Here is a 17,602-nt window from a genome sequence, read left to right on the forward strand (position 1 = left end):
GCCCGGGCCCCGGGCCGCGGCGCCGGCGCCCGCACCGGCGCGGCCGGCCGCTCCGACCCGCAGCCCGCGGCCGTCGCGTCCCGCACCCGACGAGCCGCTGCCGCTCCAGCCGACCGCGCCGCCGGTGGACGACACCTACTGACGGCGACCGGGCGCGCGCCGTCGTGGCGGCTGTCCGGCTTTTCGGAAGGGACGCTCCGCGGGGGAAATCCCCGCGCGGACCCCGCCCGCGGGCCGCCGCCCATTCCCGCCCCGTCCGGGCCCCGCTAACGTGCCCCGCGCGGGCGGCCGCTCCCGGGCCCGGGGCCGGAGCCGCATGAGGACCCCCCGAGGGAAGCTGACCGAATGACCGTGCGGACCGTGCCGACCACCCCCTTCCCGGACCAGAAGCCGGGCACCTCGGGCCTGCGCAAGAAGGTCCCGGTCTTCCGCGAGCCCGGCTACGTCGAGAACTTCGTCCAGGCGATCTTCGACACGATCGAGGACCGGTCGGGCGCGACCCTGGTGCTCGGGGGCGACGGCCGCTACCTCAACCGCGAGGTGGTGCAGACGACGCTGAAGATCGCCGCCGCCAACGGGTTCGGGCGCGTCCTCGTCGGCCGGGGCGGGCTGCTCTCCACGCCCGCGGCCTCCTGCGTCATCCGCAAGCACGGGGCGATCGGCGGCATCATCCTCTCGGCGAGCCACAACCCCGGCGGCCCGGAGGGCGATTTCGGCATCAAGTTCAACACCGCAAACGGCGGCCCGGCCCCTGAGGGCGTCACCAACCGGATCCACGCCCGCACCCGGGACATCAACGCGTACCGCATCGTCGAGGCGCCCGACGTCGCCCTCGACGCGATCGGCACCAGCAGCCTCGGCCCCATGACGGTGGCGGTGATCGACCCGGTCGCCGACTACGCCGCCCTGATGCGCGAGCTCCTGGACTTTCCGGCGATCCGCGCCCTGTTCGCGGGCGGCTTCCGGATGCGCTTCGACGCGATGAGCGCGGTGACGGGCCCCTACGCCACGGCGATCCTGGAGGGTGAGCTCGGCGCGCCGGCCGGCACCGTGGTCAACGGCACGCCGGAGCCGGATTTCGGCGGCCACCACCCCGATCCGAACCCCGTGCACGCCGCCGCGCTGATGGACCTGATGCTCGGGCCCGACGCGCCCGATTTCGGGGCGGCCTCGGACGGGGACGGGGACCGCAACATGATCGTGGCGCCGGGCCTGTTCGTGACCCCGAGCGACAGCCTCGCGGTGCTCACGGACCACGCCCATCGGGCGCCGGGCTACGCGGGCGGCCTCGCGGGGGTCGCCCGCTCCATGCCGACGAGCCGCGCGGTGGACCGCGTGGCCGCGCGCCTCGGCATCCGCGCCTGCGAGACGCCGACGGGCTGGAAGTTCTTCGGCAACCTGCTCGATGCGGGGCTCATCACCCTGTGCGGCGAGGAGAGCGCCGGCACCGGCTCGAACCACGTCCGGGAGAAGGACGGCCTCTGGGCGGTGCTGCTCTGGCTCAACATCCTGGCGGCGACGGGCACCCGCGCCGACGCCCTGGTGCGGGCGCACTGGGGGACCTACGGCCGCGACTACTACACCCGGCACGATTACGAGGAGATCGACGCGGCCGCCGCCGCCCGCCTGATGGACGGCCTGCGCGCCCGCCTCGCGAGCCTGCCCGGGCAGCAGATCGAGGGGCTCACGGTCTCGGCCGCGGACGAGTTCCGCTACGTCGATCCCGTCGACGGCTCGGTGACCGAAGCCCAGGGCATCCGCGTCCTGTTCGCCGAGGACGCCCGCGTGGTCTACCGCCTCTCGGGGACCGGCACCGCGGGCGCCACGCTGCGGGTCTACATCGAGCGCTACGAGGCCGACCCGGCCCGCCACGAGGAGCCCGTGCAGGCGGTGCTGGCGCCGGTGATCGCCGCCGCCGGGGCGATCGCCGACATCGCCGGCCTGACCGGGCGCGCCGAGCCCAGCGTCGTCACCTGAACGCCGCCGCAGAACGACCGCGCGCGCCCGTCACGGACCCGCGTTGCGGCGGCTGCGGCGAGGTGCTTCAAGATCCCATCCGCCCTCATGGCGGATGGGAGAAGACGATGCGGAGAACATCGACGAAACGCCAGCTCCTCCTGGGGCTCGGCGCCGCCGGCGCCCTCGGGGCCCTGCCGGGCCTCGGCGGGCGGGCGGCCGCCGCGTCGGGTGCCGGCGCCGACCTGCAGACCGAGAGCTTCCGGGTGCCGACGGGCGAGGCCGGCATCGAGCTCTACGTTCGCAACAAGCACCGGGCCGGAAGCGCCAGCTTCCCGGCGGAGAAGATCCTGCTCTACGTGCACGGGGCGACCTACCCGGCCTCGACCTCGTTCGACCTGCCGCTCGGCGGGCTCTCGATGATGGATTACCTCGCCGCCCAGGGCTACGACGTCTACCTCGTCGACCTGCCGGGCTACGGCCTGTCCAGCCGGCCGCAGCAGATGAGCGCGCCAGCCCAGGACAACGCGCCCTTCATGCGCACGCCGGACGCGGCCCGCGCGGTCGGCACGGCGGTCGACACCATCCTGAAGCGGCGGGGCGTCGACAAGATCAACCTGATGGGCTGGTCCTGGGGCACCTCGACCATGGGGCTCTACACCTCGCAGAACAACGAGCGGGTGAACCGGCTGGTGCTCTACGCGCCGCAATGGCTCGCCAAGGCGCCGCCGAACCTCGGCAACACCGGGCCGCTCGGCGCCTACCGGAGCGTCTCGCGGGACAGCGCGCGCGACCGCTGGCTGAAGGGCGTGCCGGAGGACAAGCGCGCCGGCCTGATCCCCGCCGGCTGGTTCGAGCAATGGGCCGATGCGACCTGGGCGACGGATGCGGTCGGCGCCGCGCAGTCGCCGCCGGTCCTGCGGGCCCCGAACGGCATCATCGCTGACTCGGTGGCCTACTGGCAGGCCGGCAAGCCCCTGTACGATCCGGGCCTGATCCGGGTCCCGACCCTGGTGATCCACGCCGAATGGGACGCCGACCTGCCGAGCTACCAGGCGCAGGAGTACTTCACGCAGCTCACCGCCACGCCCTACAAGCGCTTCATCGAGCTCGGCGAGGGCACCCACACGGTGATGATGGAGAAGAACCGCATGCAGTTCTTCCGCGAGGTCTCGGCCTTCCTCAACGAGGCCGACCCGCTCGCGCTGAACTGACCGCGGGCGCTTCCCCCTCGGCGCTCCGTGGCCGTCACGGGGCGCCGGTTCCTCGGCCCGCGCCCGCGCGGGCGGCCCATGCCCGAAGGAGGGCCGATGCGGCGCCTCGCCCTCCCGACCCTCGTGTGCCTCGGCCTCCTGTCCGTTTCAGGCTGCCACACCTGGACCGAGCCCGGCCTCGGCGGGCGGCCGCTCGACGAGGCGGCGCTCGCCGCGCGGGACGAGGCCGCCTGCCGCGCCGAAGGCCTGCGCCCGGGCAGCGCGGCGTTCGCCCGCTGCCGGGCCGCGCAGGTCGCGGAGCGCGAGGCTTATCGCGCCTCGATGCGCCGGGCGGTCACCCGGTTCGGAATCTGAGCCGGGGCCGGTCCCTCAGCGCCGCCCGACCGTCACCTGCGTGCGCGGGGCGGCCTGGGCCTTGAGGAAGGCCGCCATCTCGGCGAGTTCCGGCGCCTTCGCCCGGAAGGTCACCGAGAGGGCGAGGAGCGTGTCGGCGTGGTCGAGCCCGGGATAGATCCGCTCCTGCACGGGGACGTGGGCGGCGCGGAGTTTGGCCGCGAGGCTCTGGGTGTTGCGCGGGCGCACGACGGTGTCGGCGTCCCCGCTCGCCAGGAAGGCGGGCGGCGAGTGGGCCCCGGCGAAGTGGACGGGCTGGGTGAGCGCGGGCTCCGGCGCCTGTCCGAAGACGCGGATCGAGGTGTCCTGGTCGAAGGGCAGGAAGTCGTAGGGCCCCGACAGGCCGGCCACCGCGCGCACCACCCGCGGGTCGACGCCGGCCGCCCGCAGGTAGCGCGGGTCGAGGCCGAGCATCACGGCGTTGTAGGCGCCCGCCGAATGGCCGGCGAGCACGATGCGGCGCGGGTCGCCCCCGTAGGCCGCGATGTTGTCGCGCACCCAGGCGATGGCGGCGGCGCCGTCCTCCAGGAAGGCCGGGAAGCGCACCTCGGGGTAGAGGCGGTAGTCCGGCAGGACGGTGACGAAGCCCTGGGCGGCGAGCGCCTGGCCCACGAAGGCGTAGTCGCCCTTGTCGCCGCCCTGCCAGGAGCCGCCGTAGAAGAACACCAGGACCGGCGCGTTCTCGCTGCCGGCACTGGGCACGTAGACGTCGAGGCGCTGGCGCTTGTGCGAGCCGAAGGGCTCGTTCTTCAGCGCCTGGCGGCCCCCGGGGTCGCGCGGCCCGAGGGCGTCGAACAGGGCGAGCGGCGAGCAGGAGGCGACGCCGAGGGCGGCGAGCCCGAGGCAGAGGAGACTGGCAATCGACGTGAGGAGACGTGTCATTCGGCTCTCTGCTGGCCCTGTCCCCGCCTGATCGCACGAGGGTCGGGGCGGATTCATGGCCGGGCGTGGCCGTTTTGCGGGCCCGTCAGGTCCGGAGCACGATGCAGGCGCCGCCGACGCCGCGGATCCGCCCGCACAGCGCGTCGGCGGCCTGCCGGCTCTCGGCCGGGATGCGGATGCGGTAGAAGGCCCGGGTGCCGCGGTTGCGCAGGCGCGTGCCGATGATCATCGGCCGCACCTCGCCGATCACGCCGGCGTAGCGCGCCCGCGACCGCGAGAAGCTCTGCAGCGCGAGCGCCTTCGAGAAGTTGCCGGCGAGCTGGATGCCCCAGGGCGCCGCCGGCCCCTCGTTCGGCCCGAGGGCGAAGCGGTCCCCGCGGGAGGGGATGCGCAGGGCCGCGGTGACCTGCAGGCAGCCCTGCTCGGGCGGCTCCTTCCGCTCCGCCTCCGCCTTCGGCGTCTCCTTGGCGGGCTCCTTGGGTGCGTCCTGGCTGCCGCCCTGCGGCGGGCCCATCTCGACGCTCGACGCACCGCCGCGCCAGTCCTCGGCGGGCGCGCCCGTGATGGCGATGACGTAGGCGCGGGTCTCGGCCGGCAGGCCGCCGCTGCCCGCGAGCCAGTTCGAGACCCGGGTCGCGCCGCCGTTGTAGGCCGCCGCCGCGAGGCCGAGGTTGCCGAACTGGCGCTTCAGGTCGGCGAGGAGGTGGGCCGCGTGCGGGATCGCCTGCTCGGGGTCGAACGGGTCGAGCAGGCCGCGCTCGCGGGCCGTGCCGGGCATGAACTGCGCGACCCCTTGCGCGCCCGCGGGGCTCACCACGCCGACCCGAAAGCTGCTCTCGCGCCAGATCAGCCGCGTCAGGAACGGGATCGGCAGGCCGCGCGCCCGCGCCGACCCCTCGATCAGGCGGCACAGCGCCTGCTCGACGGTCTCGGTGGCCCCCTCCGAGGGGACGGCGAGGGCCGGGCCGGGCGCCAGCAGGAGCGGGGCGAGGGCGAGGGAGGGGAGAAGCCGGGACACCGCTCCGGTTCTAGGGCGAAAGCGGGCTCGGCCCAACTGCGGGAATGGCGGGTCGGGATGGTTTCGCGACCGTCCGCCTCCGCGTGGCGAGGCATCGAAGCGCACGGTACGGTTCCGCCGGCCTTCACGGAAGCGAGCCGGCCCGTCTCCGACCCGAGCGAGGCGCCCCGGACACGGCGCGTCGCTGGCGAACTGATTTCGTCGACGAAGCCCAGGATGATCGCGGCGGCCTTGGGATTGAAGCAAAGCTTGAGCATTCGTCGGTGCGAAAGTTCCGCGATGCGGTTAAGTATTCTGCCCATACGACCGTGTGCGACATTCGACAGTATACGCCAAATTTCAGCCTTGTTTGCGATGCGATCCAGTTTAGTCTCATGGAGCAGACGGATCATTTTAACGATACGTTAATGAAACGCTGGCGCTCCTGCCGGCCGCTCCGTAATCCATGCAGCATCTGCCGCGCCACAGCCGCGCGGACTTAAGTCGGGCTCGCAGAAGCCCAGCCACCGGAACGATGCAGGGAGGGCGCGATGGCGACCGTCAACGTGAGATGGCTCGGCGGGGCAGGCGACTGGGACAGCACCAACTGGTCCACCGGCAGTAAGCCTGGGGCCGGCAATACGGCCGTCATCGGCGCGGGCAGCACCGTCACGGCGTCGATGTATGACGAGACGTCCGGACTGCTGCTCGACGCTGCGAGCGCTACGCTGAACGTCACCGGCATTCTGATGATCGGGACGACGCGGCTGGCCGGGGATTTCTACTCGATCAATTCCGGCTCCGGAAGCTTGACCATCAATGCCGGCGGCCTGTTCGCGGGTCAGTTCATCGATTCCGCGGCAGGGACCGTCTACCTCAACAATTATGGTACGTATCAGTGGAACGGTTCAGGTTCGTCGCAAGTCATAGATTTTAGTCGCGGCGGCGGGGCGCTTCAGTTTTCCACCCAATTCGACGGAACCGTCAGGTCTTTCGGCGCAGACGACTTCATAAGCTACAGTGGAACCGACGTCGTATCGTCGACCATCTCGGCGAACAAGGTCACCTTCAATCTGCAGGGCGGCGGGACGAGGACGGTCAACTTCACCGGCAACTACAACGCCAGCAATCTCGTCGTTTCCGAGAACATCATCACCTACCGCGATGCGCCTCCGCAGCCGGTCAGCTACGCGCCGGTGGTCACGACGTCGACCGGCACTGCCGCGGCCACCGAGCAAACGCCGACGCCCATCGATCCATCCCTGACGCTCGCCGACGCGGATAGCAGCACGCTTGCGTCCGCGGCCGTGTCGATCACCACAGGCTACGTGGCCGGCCAGGATCGGCTCGCCTTCTCGGCGAACTCGGCCCTCTACGGAAACATCCAGGGCAACGCCTCGGGTGCGACCCTGACCCTCACGTCGGCGGACAACTCGGCCACCCTCGCCCAGTTCCAGGCTGCCCTGCGCTCCGTGACCTTCACGGCCGATTCCGACGCCCCGAGCACGGCGACGCGCACGATCCAGTTCACGGCCAGCGACGGGATCAACAGCAGTGCCGTCGCGACGCGGAACGTGACCGTCGCCGCCGTCAACGACGCGCCGTCGATTGCCGGCGTGGGCGATGCCACGCTCGATGATGATGCTGTCGGCAGCCGCTTCGCCGACCTCCAGATCATCGATCCGGACGTGGGGCAGACCCTGAGTGCGAGGGTCGGCTTCGATCCTGCGGTCGGCAGCCTGTCCAATTCGAGCGGCACCGGAACCCTCACCGCGAACGCCTACACGGTCTCCGGCTCGCGGGCGGCAGTCGAGGCTGCCCTTCGCAACGTCGTCTACACGCCGATCGCCAATCGTGCTCCGCCCGGTCAGGCGACGCAGACGGCGCTCACGCTGTCCCTGACCGACGGAGTCGTGGCGCAGCCGACGACCGCCTCCGTGACGCTGACCATCAATTCCATCAACGACGCGCCGACCGCTGTCGCCGACACCGCGGCCGCCACAGAGGCTGGCGGGATCGGCAATGCGACGCCGGGATCGGATGCCGCCGGCAACGTGCTCGCCAACGATACGGATGCCGATACGGGCGACACCAAGACCGTCACCGCCGTCGGCTTCAACGGCACGCCCGGATCCCTCGGCAGCATGGTCGCCGGCGCGTACGGATCGCTCACGCTGAACGGCAATGGCAGCTACAGCTATCAGGTGGACAACAGCAGCGCCGCCGTTCAGGCCCTTGCCTCCGCCGGTAACACCCTGACCGACACGTTCAGCTACACCATGGCCGACGGGGCGGGTGCCACCTCCAGCACGACCCTCGCCGTCACGATCGCCGGTGCGAACGACGCCGCGACGTTCACGACGACGGGCGCGACTGCGGTGACCGAAGATACGGGCGTGCTGCCGGACGGGCGCCTTGCCGCCACCGGCACCATTTCGGTCGACGACGTCGATGCCGGCGAATCGACCTTCCGTTCGACCGTCACGCCGGTCGGAAACACGCTGGGCACCCTCGCCCTGTCCGGCAATGGAGCCTCGCTCGATTACACGTATTCCGTCGCCAACAGCGCGGTTCAATACCTCAACACCGGTGAGTCGCGGACGGAAAGCTTCCTGGTGTTCTCGAGCGACGGCACGGAGACGACGTTGTCGTTCGTCGTCAACGGCCAGAGCGAGCCGCCCTCCGACGATGGCGGCGGTGCCGGGCCGGGCAATCCGGCGGGCGGCAGCGGCGGGCAGGGCTCGGAAGGAAACGACGACCTCATCGGCACGCCCGGAGACGACACGATCAGCCTGCTCGGTGGCGACGATCGCTACCTGGCGCTGGAGGGCAACGACGTCGTGTTCGGCAACATGGGCAACGACGCGGTGTTCGGTAATCAGGGCAACGACAGCCTGTGGGGCGGGATGGGTCAGGACAGCCTGTTCGGCGGCCAGGGTGACGACTGGCTCTCGGGTGATCGCGGCGACGACCTCCTGTTCGGCAATCTAGGCGCCGATCTCCTGCTCGGCGGCATGGGCACGGACACGCTCTACGGCGGACAGGGCAACGACACGCTCTACGGCGGCCAGGGCAACGACGTCCTCTACGGGGATCTCGGGGACGATGTGCTCTCGGGCGACCTCGGCGCGGACCGCTACGTGTTCGGTGCCAATTCCGGCCGCGACCTGATCCTCGGCTTCAGCCAGGCGGATGGTGACCGCATCGACCTGCAGGGCCAGACCTATCGCGTCGACACGGACACGGACGGCTCGGCCCGGCTGACGCTTTCCGGCGGCGGCACGGTCGACCTCCGCGGCGTACAGGCGAGCGCGGTCAACGCCGGCTTCTTCGCCTGAGCCAGTGCGGGTTGAGACCAGGGAGCCCCGTCGCCGAGAGGCTGCGGGGCTTCCTGCCGTGTGGACCCCCGGCCGACCATCGCAGGCCGGCCCATGAGGCGCCCGACGGCCCGGGAGATCCGCATCTGCAACGCCCAACCGAGATGCTACGTGTCTTCGGTTGTCGGCTGGCGCTGGTCTGGAAGGCTATGACCGACAGAGTCCAGCCCTGATATCTGCCAGACGGCTGGCGAAGGCCGCTCTCGGAACGCGCTTCCGGCTGGCTCCACAACCTGCACGGGTCGAAGGATCTCCCGCGTCGGGCCCAGGTGAGCGGGTTCCGATTTCGGGGCGAAGGCTCGATCGGACTGACCGCGGCGACAACCGGTTGGGGTGGAAGGCGGCCCCTTGCCTGCTCGGTCCTCACATGGTCCCTGTTCGCCGACGAGGGGCATTCTCGCATCCGCCATCAGCGATCTCGTGGATTGCACGAGAAGGGAGCGGTGCCCCTTGCTCCCGATGACGGAGACGGCATGTCGGATCTTGCGCAGAACAAGGCGAACGTGATCGCGTTCTACGAGCTGATGTTCAACGAGTGCCGCCCGCGCGAGGCCATCGCGCGCTACGCCGGCGCAGACTACATCCAGCACAACCCCCACGTCGCCACCGGCAAGGACGGGTTCATCGCCTATTTCGAACGCATGGCCCGCGCGTGGCCGGGCAAGCGGGTCGAGGTGAAGCGGGCCATCGCGGAGGGCGACATGGTCGTGCTGCACTGCCTCCAGTCCTGGCCGGGCGACCACGACTACGCGGCCATCGACATCTTCCGGCTCGACGAGAGGGGCCTGATCGTGGAGCACTGGGACGTGCTTCAGGTCCTGCCCGAGACATCGGCGAACCCGAACGGGATGTTTTGAAGGTTCGGCGCCTGCTTCTCTTTCGTGCGTCGCATCGTGGGACGCGGACGCTCACGGGTTCATCCGCACGTCCGCGAAGGTCTCGCGGAGGCGATCTGCCACGATGCTCGGATCGCTCGCGCGCCGAGTATCGGCAGAACGACGCTTGGATCGACCACGTCAGCCGCCCGCGCACGAAGGTCGTGGATCGGTCGGATTGGCACCGTGTGGTCCCCGCGTGCGGACGATCCTCGCACGGCGCTGACGGGCTGCAAGGGGTCGGTCGGGTGGGTGCGGGCGCCGCCGGGGGCGCCCGCGTCCTCAGCGGTTCGCGAGTAGCGCGACGAGACGCTCGGCGGCGGGACCCGAGGAGGCCGGGTTCTGGCCGGTGACGAGCAGGCCGTCCGTCACGACGAAGGGCCCCCAGTCGGCGCCCTTGGCGTAGAGGCCGCCGTTCCGCTTGAGCTCGTCCTCCACCAGGAACGGAACCACCTCGGTGAGGCCGACGGCCTCCTCCTCGGTGTTCGTGAAGCCGGTGACGTTCCGACCCTCGACGAGGGGCTTCCCGTCGGCCGCCCTGGCATGGCGCAGGACGCCGGGGGCGTGACAGACCAGGGCGACGGGCTTGCCGGCGGCGAGCGTCGTCTCGATCAGCCTGATCGAGGCCGGATCCTCGGCAAGGTCCCACAGGGGCCCGTGCCCGCCGGGATAGAAGACGGCGTCGAAGCCGGCGTGGTCGACGGCATCGAGCCGGCCCGTCTCGGCCAGCAGCGCCATGGCCGCCGCGTCGGCTTCGAAGCGGCGCGTCGTGTCGGTCTGGAAGCTCGGCTCGGCGCTCTTCGGATCGAGCGGCGGGCGCCCGCCCTCGGGCGACACCAGGACCACCTCCGCTCCGGCATCCTTGAACACGTAGTAGGGCGCGGCGAGTTCCTCCAGCCAGAAGCCGGTCTTGCGGCCGGTGTCGCCGAGGCGGTCGTGCGAGGTCAGCACCATCAGGATCTTCATCGTCGTTCACCGGGTCTTTCGCTTAAGCGAGGGGAAAGTCTCGAGGTTCGGGCCGTTCGCCGGGGCCTTGACCCGGCGCCGGCCCAGGGAAGGCCGGCGCTATCGCGCCGTCGCGGTGCGGTCCGCGGCCGGGTCGCGCGCCGGCACCGCTTGCGGGGGGCGCAGCTCGACGGTCGTGGGGCGGACCTCCTCGAACCGGGCCATGCGGACCGCGCCGATCGTCTCCAGGGTGATCCGCTCCTGGGCCGTCGCGTCCGGCGCGGTCAGGATCGCCATCAGCCCGGCAGCAACGAGGGTCGCGGCAAGGGATGTCGTCGTATGGTGGGGCATGGGTTCTCTCCGTCAGGATTCCGTTCCCCGCCGGCCCGGGGAAGCTGCATAATTCGTTCGATGAGTAGACCGGTCGTCTAAAAATTTGGCGTGACGAGGACTAGGTCTCGGCAGGGCCGGTACGCGGTGGATCAGTGAGACGCGAGGCCGAGGATGCGCCGGGTCGTGCCCATCGCAGCCTCGAACGGAACGTCGGTTCGGACGATCTTGGCCATCAGGCTCGCACCGAGCCAGACGTGATACAGGTCCTCGGCGGCGGTATGCGGTTCGCTCACGATCGTGAGGGAGCCCTCCGCCACGCCCGCCGCGATGGATTGCGACAGCCGTTCGATGATCGCGGCTGTGCCGCCCTTGAGGGCGAGGCGCATCGCCTCGGACAGGTCCGAGACTTCCGCCGCAAGCTTCACCGCGAGGCACTTTCGCTGATAGTCGATGCTGCCCTGCGTGGCCTGCCATTTGCGCCAGTAGGTCATCAGGCGCTCGGCATGGCTCAGCCCCGGCTCGGCAAGCGTCGTGTCGAGGTCGGCGAGATAGCTTTCGAAGTAGTCCGCCAGGAGGGCCTCACCGAAAGCCTCCTTGGAGCCGAAGTAGTGGTAGAACGACCCCTTCGGCACGCCGGCCGAGGTCAGGATCTCGTTGAGCCCGACCCCGGAGAACCCCTTCGCGCCGACGAGGCCGTAGGCGGTATCGAGGATCCCCTGGCGGGTGTCGGACTGTGCGCTGACGCGTGCCATGACGGTGAGATAGAACGGATTAGACCGGTCGTCTAGAGATGTCGCGCATTTTTTTCGGCGATGGGTGGTCGGGCGTAGGCGATGCCTGCTCGGGCTGGATGTGCGCCGGGCCCCTTCGAGAGCGATTATCACGGCAGCAGACGCGCGGATGCCCTATGCGGCAGGTACGTCGTGCTGCACCAGAGATGTGAGCGGTTGTCGAATTGCGTCCATCAGGCCCGTCGCCTCGACCAGCCGTTGCGCCCGTTGCCAGTGCGGGCGGATCTCGGCGAGCTGCTGCCGGCCGAACTCCGTGAGCGAGACTGCGCGGCTTCGCCGGTCCCGCCCGGCGGCAAGGAGGACGAAGCCCTGACGCTCCAGCAGGCGCAAGTTGTGGCCGAGACCGTTGCGCTCCATCACCATGACGGCGGCGAGGTCCGTGATCGAGATCGGGGCAGACCTCCCGATCTCGGCGAGCAGGGCGTACTGCGTGATGCGAAGGCCGCTCCCCGCCAGCTCCCGGTCGTAGATTGCCGAGACCCGCCGGGCCGCCTTCCGCAACAGGGTGCAGTGGCACGGTTCATTCGCCCCCACGGTCGTCATCCCAGCGCTCCCGATCACCGACAAGCTTTACAGCATTATCGGCATATGCTGATATCTCCCGGCGATGTGCGTGCCAAGGTCACGCGCGGGGCAGATCCCGAGGGCCCGGAATCGTCCCGGCGTGAACGCCACAGGTGCTTCGCGCTGAGAATGTGAGGGCGGTTCTTCGCGGAGGCGCCCCTCTGCTCCGCCAGTGATGGGGGATCGGTCCATGCCGACATACACCGTCAGAACCGCGAACCTGATCCTGGATGACGACCGAAGGCAGCGGATCGCCAGCGCGATCACCGAGGCTCATAGCGGCAACACCGGAGCACCGGGCTACCTCGCGCAGGTCTTCTTCGATGCTTCACCCCAGGCGGCGCACTTCATCGGCGGCCGGCCGAACCCCGTACCCCACGTCTACGTGCACGGCCTGATCCGCGCCGGTCGCACCGCGGAACAGAAGCGCGGGCTGATGGACGACATCAGGGACCGCGTGCGCGATGTCGCGGGTGTCGGTGGCGAGGACATCTGGGTCTACGTGCAGGAGATCGGCGCCGAGCAGATGATCGAGTTCGGGCGCACCTTGCCGGAGCCCGGGCGCGAGGCCGAATGGCGGCAGGGGTTCTCCCCTGAGAAGATCGCGGATTTCCGCCGCGCAGGGGTGGTGGTCTGACGGATGCACTACGTAGCCTGGGCAGCCCTCGGCATGGTCGGCTACTCGACCGTGACCCTGCTGGTGAAGCTCGCGACCCGTACGGGTGACCTGAACGCGTTCGCGGTCCTGGCCATCGCCACCACGATGGTGGCGGTCGCCGCTGTCCTGAATGCGTGGCTCGGCGGAGCCTTCGCCGGGAAGACGGGGGCGGACTTCCTGAAGCCCGGCGCGCTGTACGCCTACGCTGCCGGCATGGCTCTGACGGTCGCTGTCGGATCCCTGTTCAAGGGGCTCTCGCTTGGGCCGGCGAGCATCGTGGTGCCCGTCTACGGCATGTTCATCGTCGGGGGAGCCGTCCTCGGCGTGCTGGTGCTCGGAGAGCCGATGACGGCGAGACGCGCCCTCGGAATGCTTCTGGCGATCGCGGGCGTCCTGCTGGTGGCGACCTAGAGCGGCTGGGAAGGACCGCTGCGGTTCCGACCTCACCGGCGTTCGGCCGCGGGTCGATCCCGTCCGCACGTGTCGGCTGGGCCGGTCGCCCTGCGGGGTCCGCCGCGCTATAACGGCCCGGGCCGCGCCGGCGGTCGGCGTGCCCTGAACCCACGGTGCCGATGCCCGAGCCGCTCCTGTCCGTCGAGGATCTCTCCGTCGCCTTCCGGGGCGGGGGCGGCGAAACGCTCGCCGTGGACCGCGTCTCCTTCACCATCGCGCCGGGCGAGACGCTCGCCCTCGTCGGCGAATCCGGCTCCGGCAAGTCGGTGACCGCCCTGTCGATCCTGCGCCTCCTCGACGGCGCCGCCCATCATCCGGGCGGCCGCATCGTCTTCCGGGGGCGCGACCTCCTGGCGCTCCCCGAGAGCGGGATGCGGGCGGTGCGCGGCGCCGACATCACCATGGTCTTCCAGGAGCCGATGACCTCCCTGAACCCGCTCCATTCGATCGAGCGGCAGATCGGCGAGGTGCTCTCGCTCCATCGCGGCCTGTCGGGCCGAAAGGCCCGCGCCCGGATCCTCGAACTCCTCGAACTCGTCGGCCTGCGGGACGCCGAGCGGCGCATGGGCGCCTATCCGCACGAGTTGTCCGGCGGGCAGCGCCAGCGCGTGATGATCGCCATGGCGCTCGCCTGCGAGCCGGACCTCCTCGTCGCCGACGAGCCCACCACCGCCCTCGACGTGACCGTTCAGGCCCAGATCCTGGCGCTGCTCGCCGATCTGCAGAAGCGCCTCGGCATGGCGATGCTGTTCATCACCCACGACCTCGGCATCGTGCAGCGCATCGCCAACCGCGTCTGCGTGATGCTGCGCGGGCGCATCGTCGAGACCGGGCCCGTAGCCGAGGTGTTCGCGCGGCCGCGCCACGAGTACACGCAGCGCCTGATCGCCTCGGAGCCGAAGGGGCGCGCGAACCCGGTCCCGGCCGATGCCGCGCCGCTCCTCGAGGCCGGGCCCCTCAAGGTCTGGTTTCCCCTCAAGGAAGGCCTTTTCCGGCGCACCACCGGGCACGTCAAGGCGGTCGACGGGGTGACGATCCGGGTGCGCGAGGGCGAGACGGTGGGCGTCGTCGGCGAGTCGGGCTCCGGCAAGACCACGCTCGGCCTCGCGCTCCTGCGCCTGACGGGCTCGGAGGGGCCGATCGTTTTCCTCGGGCAGGGCATCGCGGACTACGGCGCGGCCGCCATGCGGCCCCTGCGTCGGGACATGCAGGTGGTCTTCCAGGACCCCTACGGCTCCCTCTCGCCGCGCATGTCGGTGGCCGACATCGTGGCGGAGGGGCTGGTCGTGCAGGGCAACGCGGGCTCGAAGGCCGAGCGCCGGGCCGTGGTCGCGCAGGCGCTCACCGATGTGGGCCTCGACCCCGCCGCCATGGACCGCTACCCGCACGAGTTCTCCGGGGGCCAGCGCCAGCGCATCGCCATCGCCCGCGCCATGGTGCTCAAGCCCCGCTTCGTCGTGCTCGACGAGCCGACCTCCGCTCTCGACCGCTCCGTGCAGGCCCAGATCGTCACCCTGCTGCGCGACCTGCAGCGGGAGCGCCGGCTCGCCTACCTGTTCATCAGCCACGACCTCAAGGTGGTGCGGGCGCTCGCCAACTACGTGCTGGTGATGCAGCACGGGCAGGTGGTCGAGGAGGGGCCGGCGGAGGGGATCTTCGCGCGCCCGCGCACCGCCTACACCCGCACCCTGTTCTCCGCCGCGTTCGCGCTGGAGAGCGAGACGCTCGCCGACACCGAGCCGGCCTGAACGCATGCCCCGCGCCTTCCTGATCGTGCTCGACTCCGTCGGCATCGGCGGCGCGCCGGATGCCGGGCGCTACGGCGATGCGGGCGCCGACACGGTGGGCCACATCGCCGAGGCCTGCGCGGCGGGCCGCGGCGACCGCGCAGGACTGCGCGCCGGGCCCTTGCGCCTGCCGAACCTCGCGCGGCTCGGCCTCGGGCTCGCCGCCGCGGGGGCGACGGGGCGCGTGCCGCCGGGCCTTGCCCCGACCGGCGCGGCGGAGGCCGCTCACGGCCACGCCGTCGAGACCGCCGCCGGCAAGGACACCCCGTCCGGCCACTGGGAGATCGCCGGGGTGCCCGTCACCGAGCCCTGGGGCCACTTTCCCGACGCGCGCCCGGCCTTCCCGGAGGCGCTGGTGCGGGACCTCGTGGCGGGGGCCCGGCTCCCCGGCATCCTCGGCGACTGCCACGCCTCGGGCACCGCCATCATCGACGCCCTCGGAGCCGAGCACCTGCGGACGGGCCGGCCGATCTGCTACACCTCCGCCGACAGCGTGTTCCAGATCGCCGCGCACGAGGAGGCCTTCGGGCTCGACCGGCTCTACGCGCTCTGCGGCCTCGCCCGGGAGCTCTGCGACGCCTACCGGGTCGGCCGCGTCATCGCGCGGCCCTTCGTGGGCTCGCCCGAGGCCGGCTTCCGCCGCACGGCGAACCGCAAGGATTACGCGACGGCCCCGCCGGGCGAGACCCTGCTCGACCTCTGCGCCGCAGCGGGCCGGCCGGTGGTGAGCGTCGGCAAGATCGGCGACATCTTCGCCCACCGCGCCACGGGGCGCGAGGTGAAGCCGCCGGGCAACAGGGCCTGCCTCGATGCCGCGCTCGCCGCTCTCGGCGACCTGCCGGACGGTGGCCTCGTCTTCCTGAACCTCGTGGATTTCGACACCGAGCACGGCCACCGCCGCGACGTGCCGGGCTACGCCGCCGAGCTTGAGGCCTTCGACGCCCGCGTGCCGGAGCTGCGCGCCGCACTCCGGCCGGGCGATCTCTGCGTGATCACCGCCGACCACGGCAACGACCCGACCTGGGCCGGCACCGAGCACACCCGCGAGCAGGTGCCGATCCTCGCCTTCGGGCCCGGCATCCCGGCCCGCGACCTCGGCCGGCGCGACAGCTTCGCCGATATCGGCGCGACGCTCGCCCGCCACCTCGGCTTGCCGCCCCTCGCTGCGGGCCGGGCTTGGTAGGCGGTCAAGGCACCGGGTCGGCGTCGATGCGCACCCGCAGGATCGCGTAGGGCGGCTCCTGCAGGTCCCGGCCGCCGTTGTACTCGGGGCGGCGATTCACCTGCGCGGCCGAGACGTAGAGCCAGCGGTCCGGCGTGATCCAGAAGGTGTCCGCCCAGATCAGGCGGGGGTCCGAGGCGATTACCGTGATGGTGCCGTCCGGGTCGCGGCGGCCGACCGCGTTCTGCTCCTGCAGGGCGAGGTAGACGCGATCCCGCGCGTCGGTGATCAGGCCCCCCGTCAGGCCTTTCTCGCCGAGATCTTCCACGGAGGCCGCGACCTCGGCCTCCGTCGCGTCGGGATCGAGGAGCGCGCCCGTGTCCACCGCGTAGAGGCGCCGGCCGATCAGCGGCGCGTAGTAGAGGCGGCGCCCGTCCGGGCTCAGCGCGATGCCGTTGGCGCCCCCCGTCACCGGCTTCGGCGGCCCCTCGCCCTTGTCCTGCATGACGGGGCGGTGCTCCACGAACTTGACCACGCCCTTCTGCGAGGCGGTGCTCGCGTGCCCGTCGAGGCGGCGCACGACGCGGCCCGAATCGAGCTCGACCGCGAGGATCGCGCCCTCCTCTTCCTGGCCCTGGTCCGTGATGTAGGCCACCGGCCGCCCGTTCCGGGTGCCGACCCGCAGGTCGTTCAGCGAGGAGGCCGGCGTCACCCCGGATTCGAGGGGGATCACCAGGCGGATCGCGTCGCTGGCGAGGTCGATCTGCAGGAGCTTGGCGCCGCCCTTCACCGGTGGACCCTTGCCCTCGGGCAGGCCGGCATCGAGGAGCCAGAGGGCGTCCTCGCGGTCGAACACGCCGTTGGGCACGTGGAACAGCCGCTCCTGCGGACGCTTCGTGTCCGGCCGGTTCGCCTCCGCGCTCGGGTAGGGCCGGGTCGAGCCGTCCGGCATCACCTCCGCGACGGTGACGGGCACCTCGGCGGTGAAGCGCGGCATCATCACGAAGACCCGGCCGGACCGCGAGATCGCGAGGCCCGTCGGCGTCGAGGGCGCGTCCGCGAGGAGCGCCAGCTCCATCGCGCCGGCCTCTCGGGCGGTGGCGGCCTGCCGCGCCGGCTTGGTCTCTGCGGCTGCCGGACGCCCGAGGGTCGTCGCGGCGAGGCCGGCAAGGAGGGAGCGTCGCACCAGGGGCATGGCAATCCTTGCGGGCGGTG

General features: G+C 71.2%; 16 protein-coding genes. 9 read left to right on the plus strand and 7 right to left on the minus strand.

Translation table 11 applies throughout. The annotated features are described in order from the left end of the window. The first annotated feature begins 345 nt into the window (after positions 1-345). From ACLBXP_RS23065 to ACLBXP_RS23075, 3 genes are all read left to right on the plus strand, one after another. Entirely contained in the window at positions 346-1,977 is a 1,632-nt protein-coding gene (locus ACLBXP_RS23065; RefSeq protein WP_447670170.1) for an alpha-D-glucose phosphate-specific phosphoglucomutase, read from the plus strand. Between the two features lie 107 nt (positions 1,978-2,084). Continuing rightward, positions 2,085-3,170: an alpha/beta hydrolase gene (locus ACLBXP_RS23070; protein ID WP_447670171.1), complete on the plus strand. Its 1,086-nt coding sequence runs from the start codon at positions 2,085-2,087 to the stop codon at positions 3,168-3,170. A 96-nt stretch (positions 3,171-3,266) separates the two neighbouring features. After that, positions 3,267-3,524, plus strand: a complete 258-nt coding sequence (locus ACLBXP_RS23075) for a hypothetical protein (protein ID WP_447670172.1) — start codon at positions 3,267-3,269, stop codon at positions 3,522-3,524. A gap of 15 nt (positions 3,525-3,539) precedes the next feature. Here the strand turns inward: ACLBXP_RS23075 and ACLBXP_RS23080 are convergent, their stop codons facing one another. Further along, positions 3,540-4,445, minus strand: a complete 906-nt coding sequence (locus ACLBXP_RS23080) for an alpha/beta hydrolase (RefSeq protein ID WP_447670173.1) — start codon at positions 4,443-4,445, stop codon at positions 3,540-3,542. An 85-nt stretch (positions 4,446-4,530) separates the two neighbouring features. Continuing rightward, positions 4,531-5,463, minus strand: a complete 933-nt coding sequence (locus ACLBXP_RS23085) for a lytic transglycosylase domain-containing protein (protein ID WP_447670174.1) — start codon at positions 5,461-5,463, stop codon at positions 4,531-4,533. A 530-nt stretch (positions 5,464-5,993) separates the two neighbouring features. On the opposite strand from ACLBXP_RS23085, the gene ACLBXP_RS23090 reads away from it, so the two are divergent. Further along, complete coding sequence (locus tag ACLBXP_RS23090) at positions 5,994-8,780, plus strand: VCBS domain-containing protein (RefSeq protein WP_447670175.1); 2,787 nt, start codon at positions 5,994-5,996, stop codon at positions 8,778-8,780. A gap of 512 nt (positions 8,781-9,292) precedes the next feature. Next, positions 9,293-9,676: a nuclear transport factor 2 family protein gene (locus tag ACLBXP_RS23095; protein WP_447670176.1), complete on the plus strand. Its 384-nt coding sequence runs from the start codon at positions 9,293-9,295 to the stop codon at positions 9,674-9,676. Positions 9,677-9,976: 300 nt separating this feature from the next. On the opposite strand, the gene ACLBXP_RS23100 is transcribed toward ACLBXP_RS23095, so the two are convergent. The 4 genes from ACLBXP_RS23100 to ACLBXP_RS23115 form a co-directional block, all read right to left on the minus strand. After that, positions 9,977-10,660 carry a type 1 glutamine amidotransferase domain-containing protein gene (locus tag ACLBXP_RS23100; protein WP_447670177.1) on the minus strand — a complete coding sequence of 228 codons (684 nt, stop codon included), beginning with the start codon at positions 10,658-10,660 and terminating at the stop codon, positions 9,977-9,979. A 99-nt stretch (positions 10,661-10,759) separates the two neighbouring features. Next, positions 10,760-10,990 (minus strand): hypothetical protein, encoded by a 231-nt coding sequence (locus ACLBXP_RS23105; protein WP_447670178.1) that lies wholly within the window; start codon positions 10,988-10,990, stop codon positions 10,760-10,762. A gap of 131 nt (positions 10,991-11,121) precedes the next feature. Beyond that, positions 11,122-11,724, minus strand: a complete 603-nt coding sequence (locus ACLBXP_RS23110) for a TetR/AcrR family transcriptional regulator (RefSeq protein ID WP_447670179.1) — start codon at positions 11,722-11,724, stop codon at positions 11,122-11,124. Between the two features lie 153 nt (positions 11,725-11,877). Next, positions 11,878-12,306 carry a MarR family winged helix-turn-helix transcriptional regulator gene (locus tag ACLBXP_RS23115; protein ID WP_447670180.1) on the minus strand — a complete coding sequence of 143 codons (429 nt, stop codon included), beginning with the start codon at positions 12,304-12,306 and terminating at the stop codon, positions 11,878-11,880. A 211-nt stretch (positions 12,307-12,517) separates the two neighbouring features. Here ACLBXP_RS23115 and ACLBXP_RS23120 point away from each other — a divergent pair, with 211 nt between their 5' ends. The 4 genes from ACLBXP_RS23120 (at position 12,518) to ACLBXP_RS23135 (ending at position 16,408) form a co-directional block, all read left to right on the plus strand. Beyond that, on the plus strand, positions 12,518-12,964 hold the full coding sequence (locus ACLBXP_RS23120) for a tautomerase family protein (RefSeq protein ID WP_447670181.1): 447 nt from the start codon (positions 12,518-12,520) through the stop codon (positions 12,962-12,964). Between the two features lie 3 nt (positions 12,965-12,967). Then, a complete protein-coding gene (locus ACLBXP_RS23125) occupies positions 12,968-13,396 on the plus strand; it encodes an EamA family transporter (RefSeq protein ID WP_447670182.1) in 429 nt (142 codons plus the stop codon). Between the two features lie 161 nt (positions 13,397-13,557). Continuing rightward, positions 13,558-15,186 (plus strand): ABC transporter ATP-binding protein, encoded by a 1,629-nt coding sequence (locus ACLBXP_RS23130; RefSeq protein ID WP_447670183.1) that lies wholly within the window; start codon positions 13,558-13,560, stop codon positions 15,184-15,186. A 4-nt stretch (positions 15,187-15,190) separates the two neighbouring features. Further along, positions 15,191-16,408, plus strand: a complete 1,218-nt coding sequence (locus tag ACLBXP_RS23135) for a phosphopentomutase (RefSeq protein WP_447670184.1) — start codon at positions 15,191-15,193, stop codon at positions 16,406-16,408. Positions 16,409-16,412: 4 nt separating this feature from the next. Here ACLBXP_RS23135 and ACLBXP_RS23140 read toward each other — a convergent pair whose 3' ends face one another. After that, a complete protein-coding gene (locus tag ACLBXP_RS23140) occupies positions 16,413-17,582 on the minus strand; it encodes an SMP-30/gluconolactonase/LRE family protein (RefSeq protein ID WP_447670185.1) in 1,170 nt (389 codons plus the stop codon). Between the last annotated feature and the right edge of the window lie 20 nt (positions 17,583-17,602).

It is taken from the genome of Methylobacterium sp. A54F, from assembly GCF_053346035.1.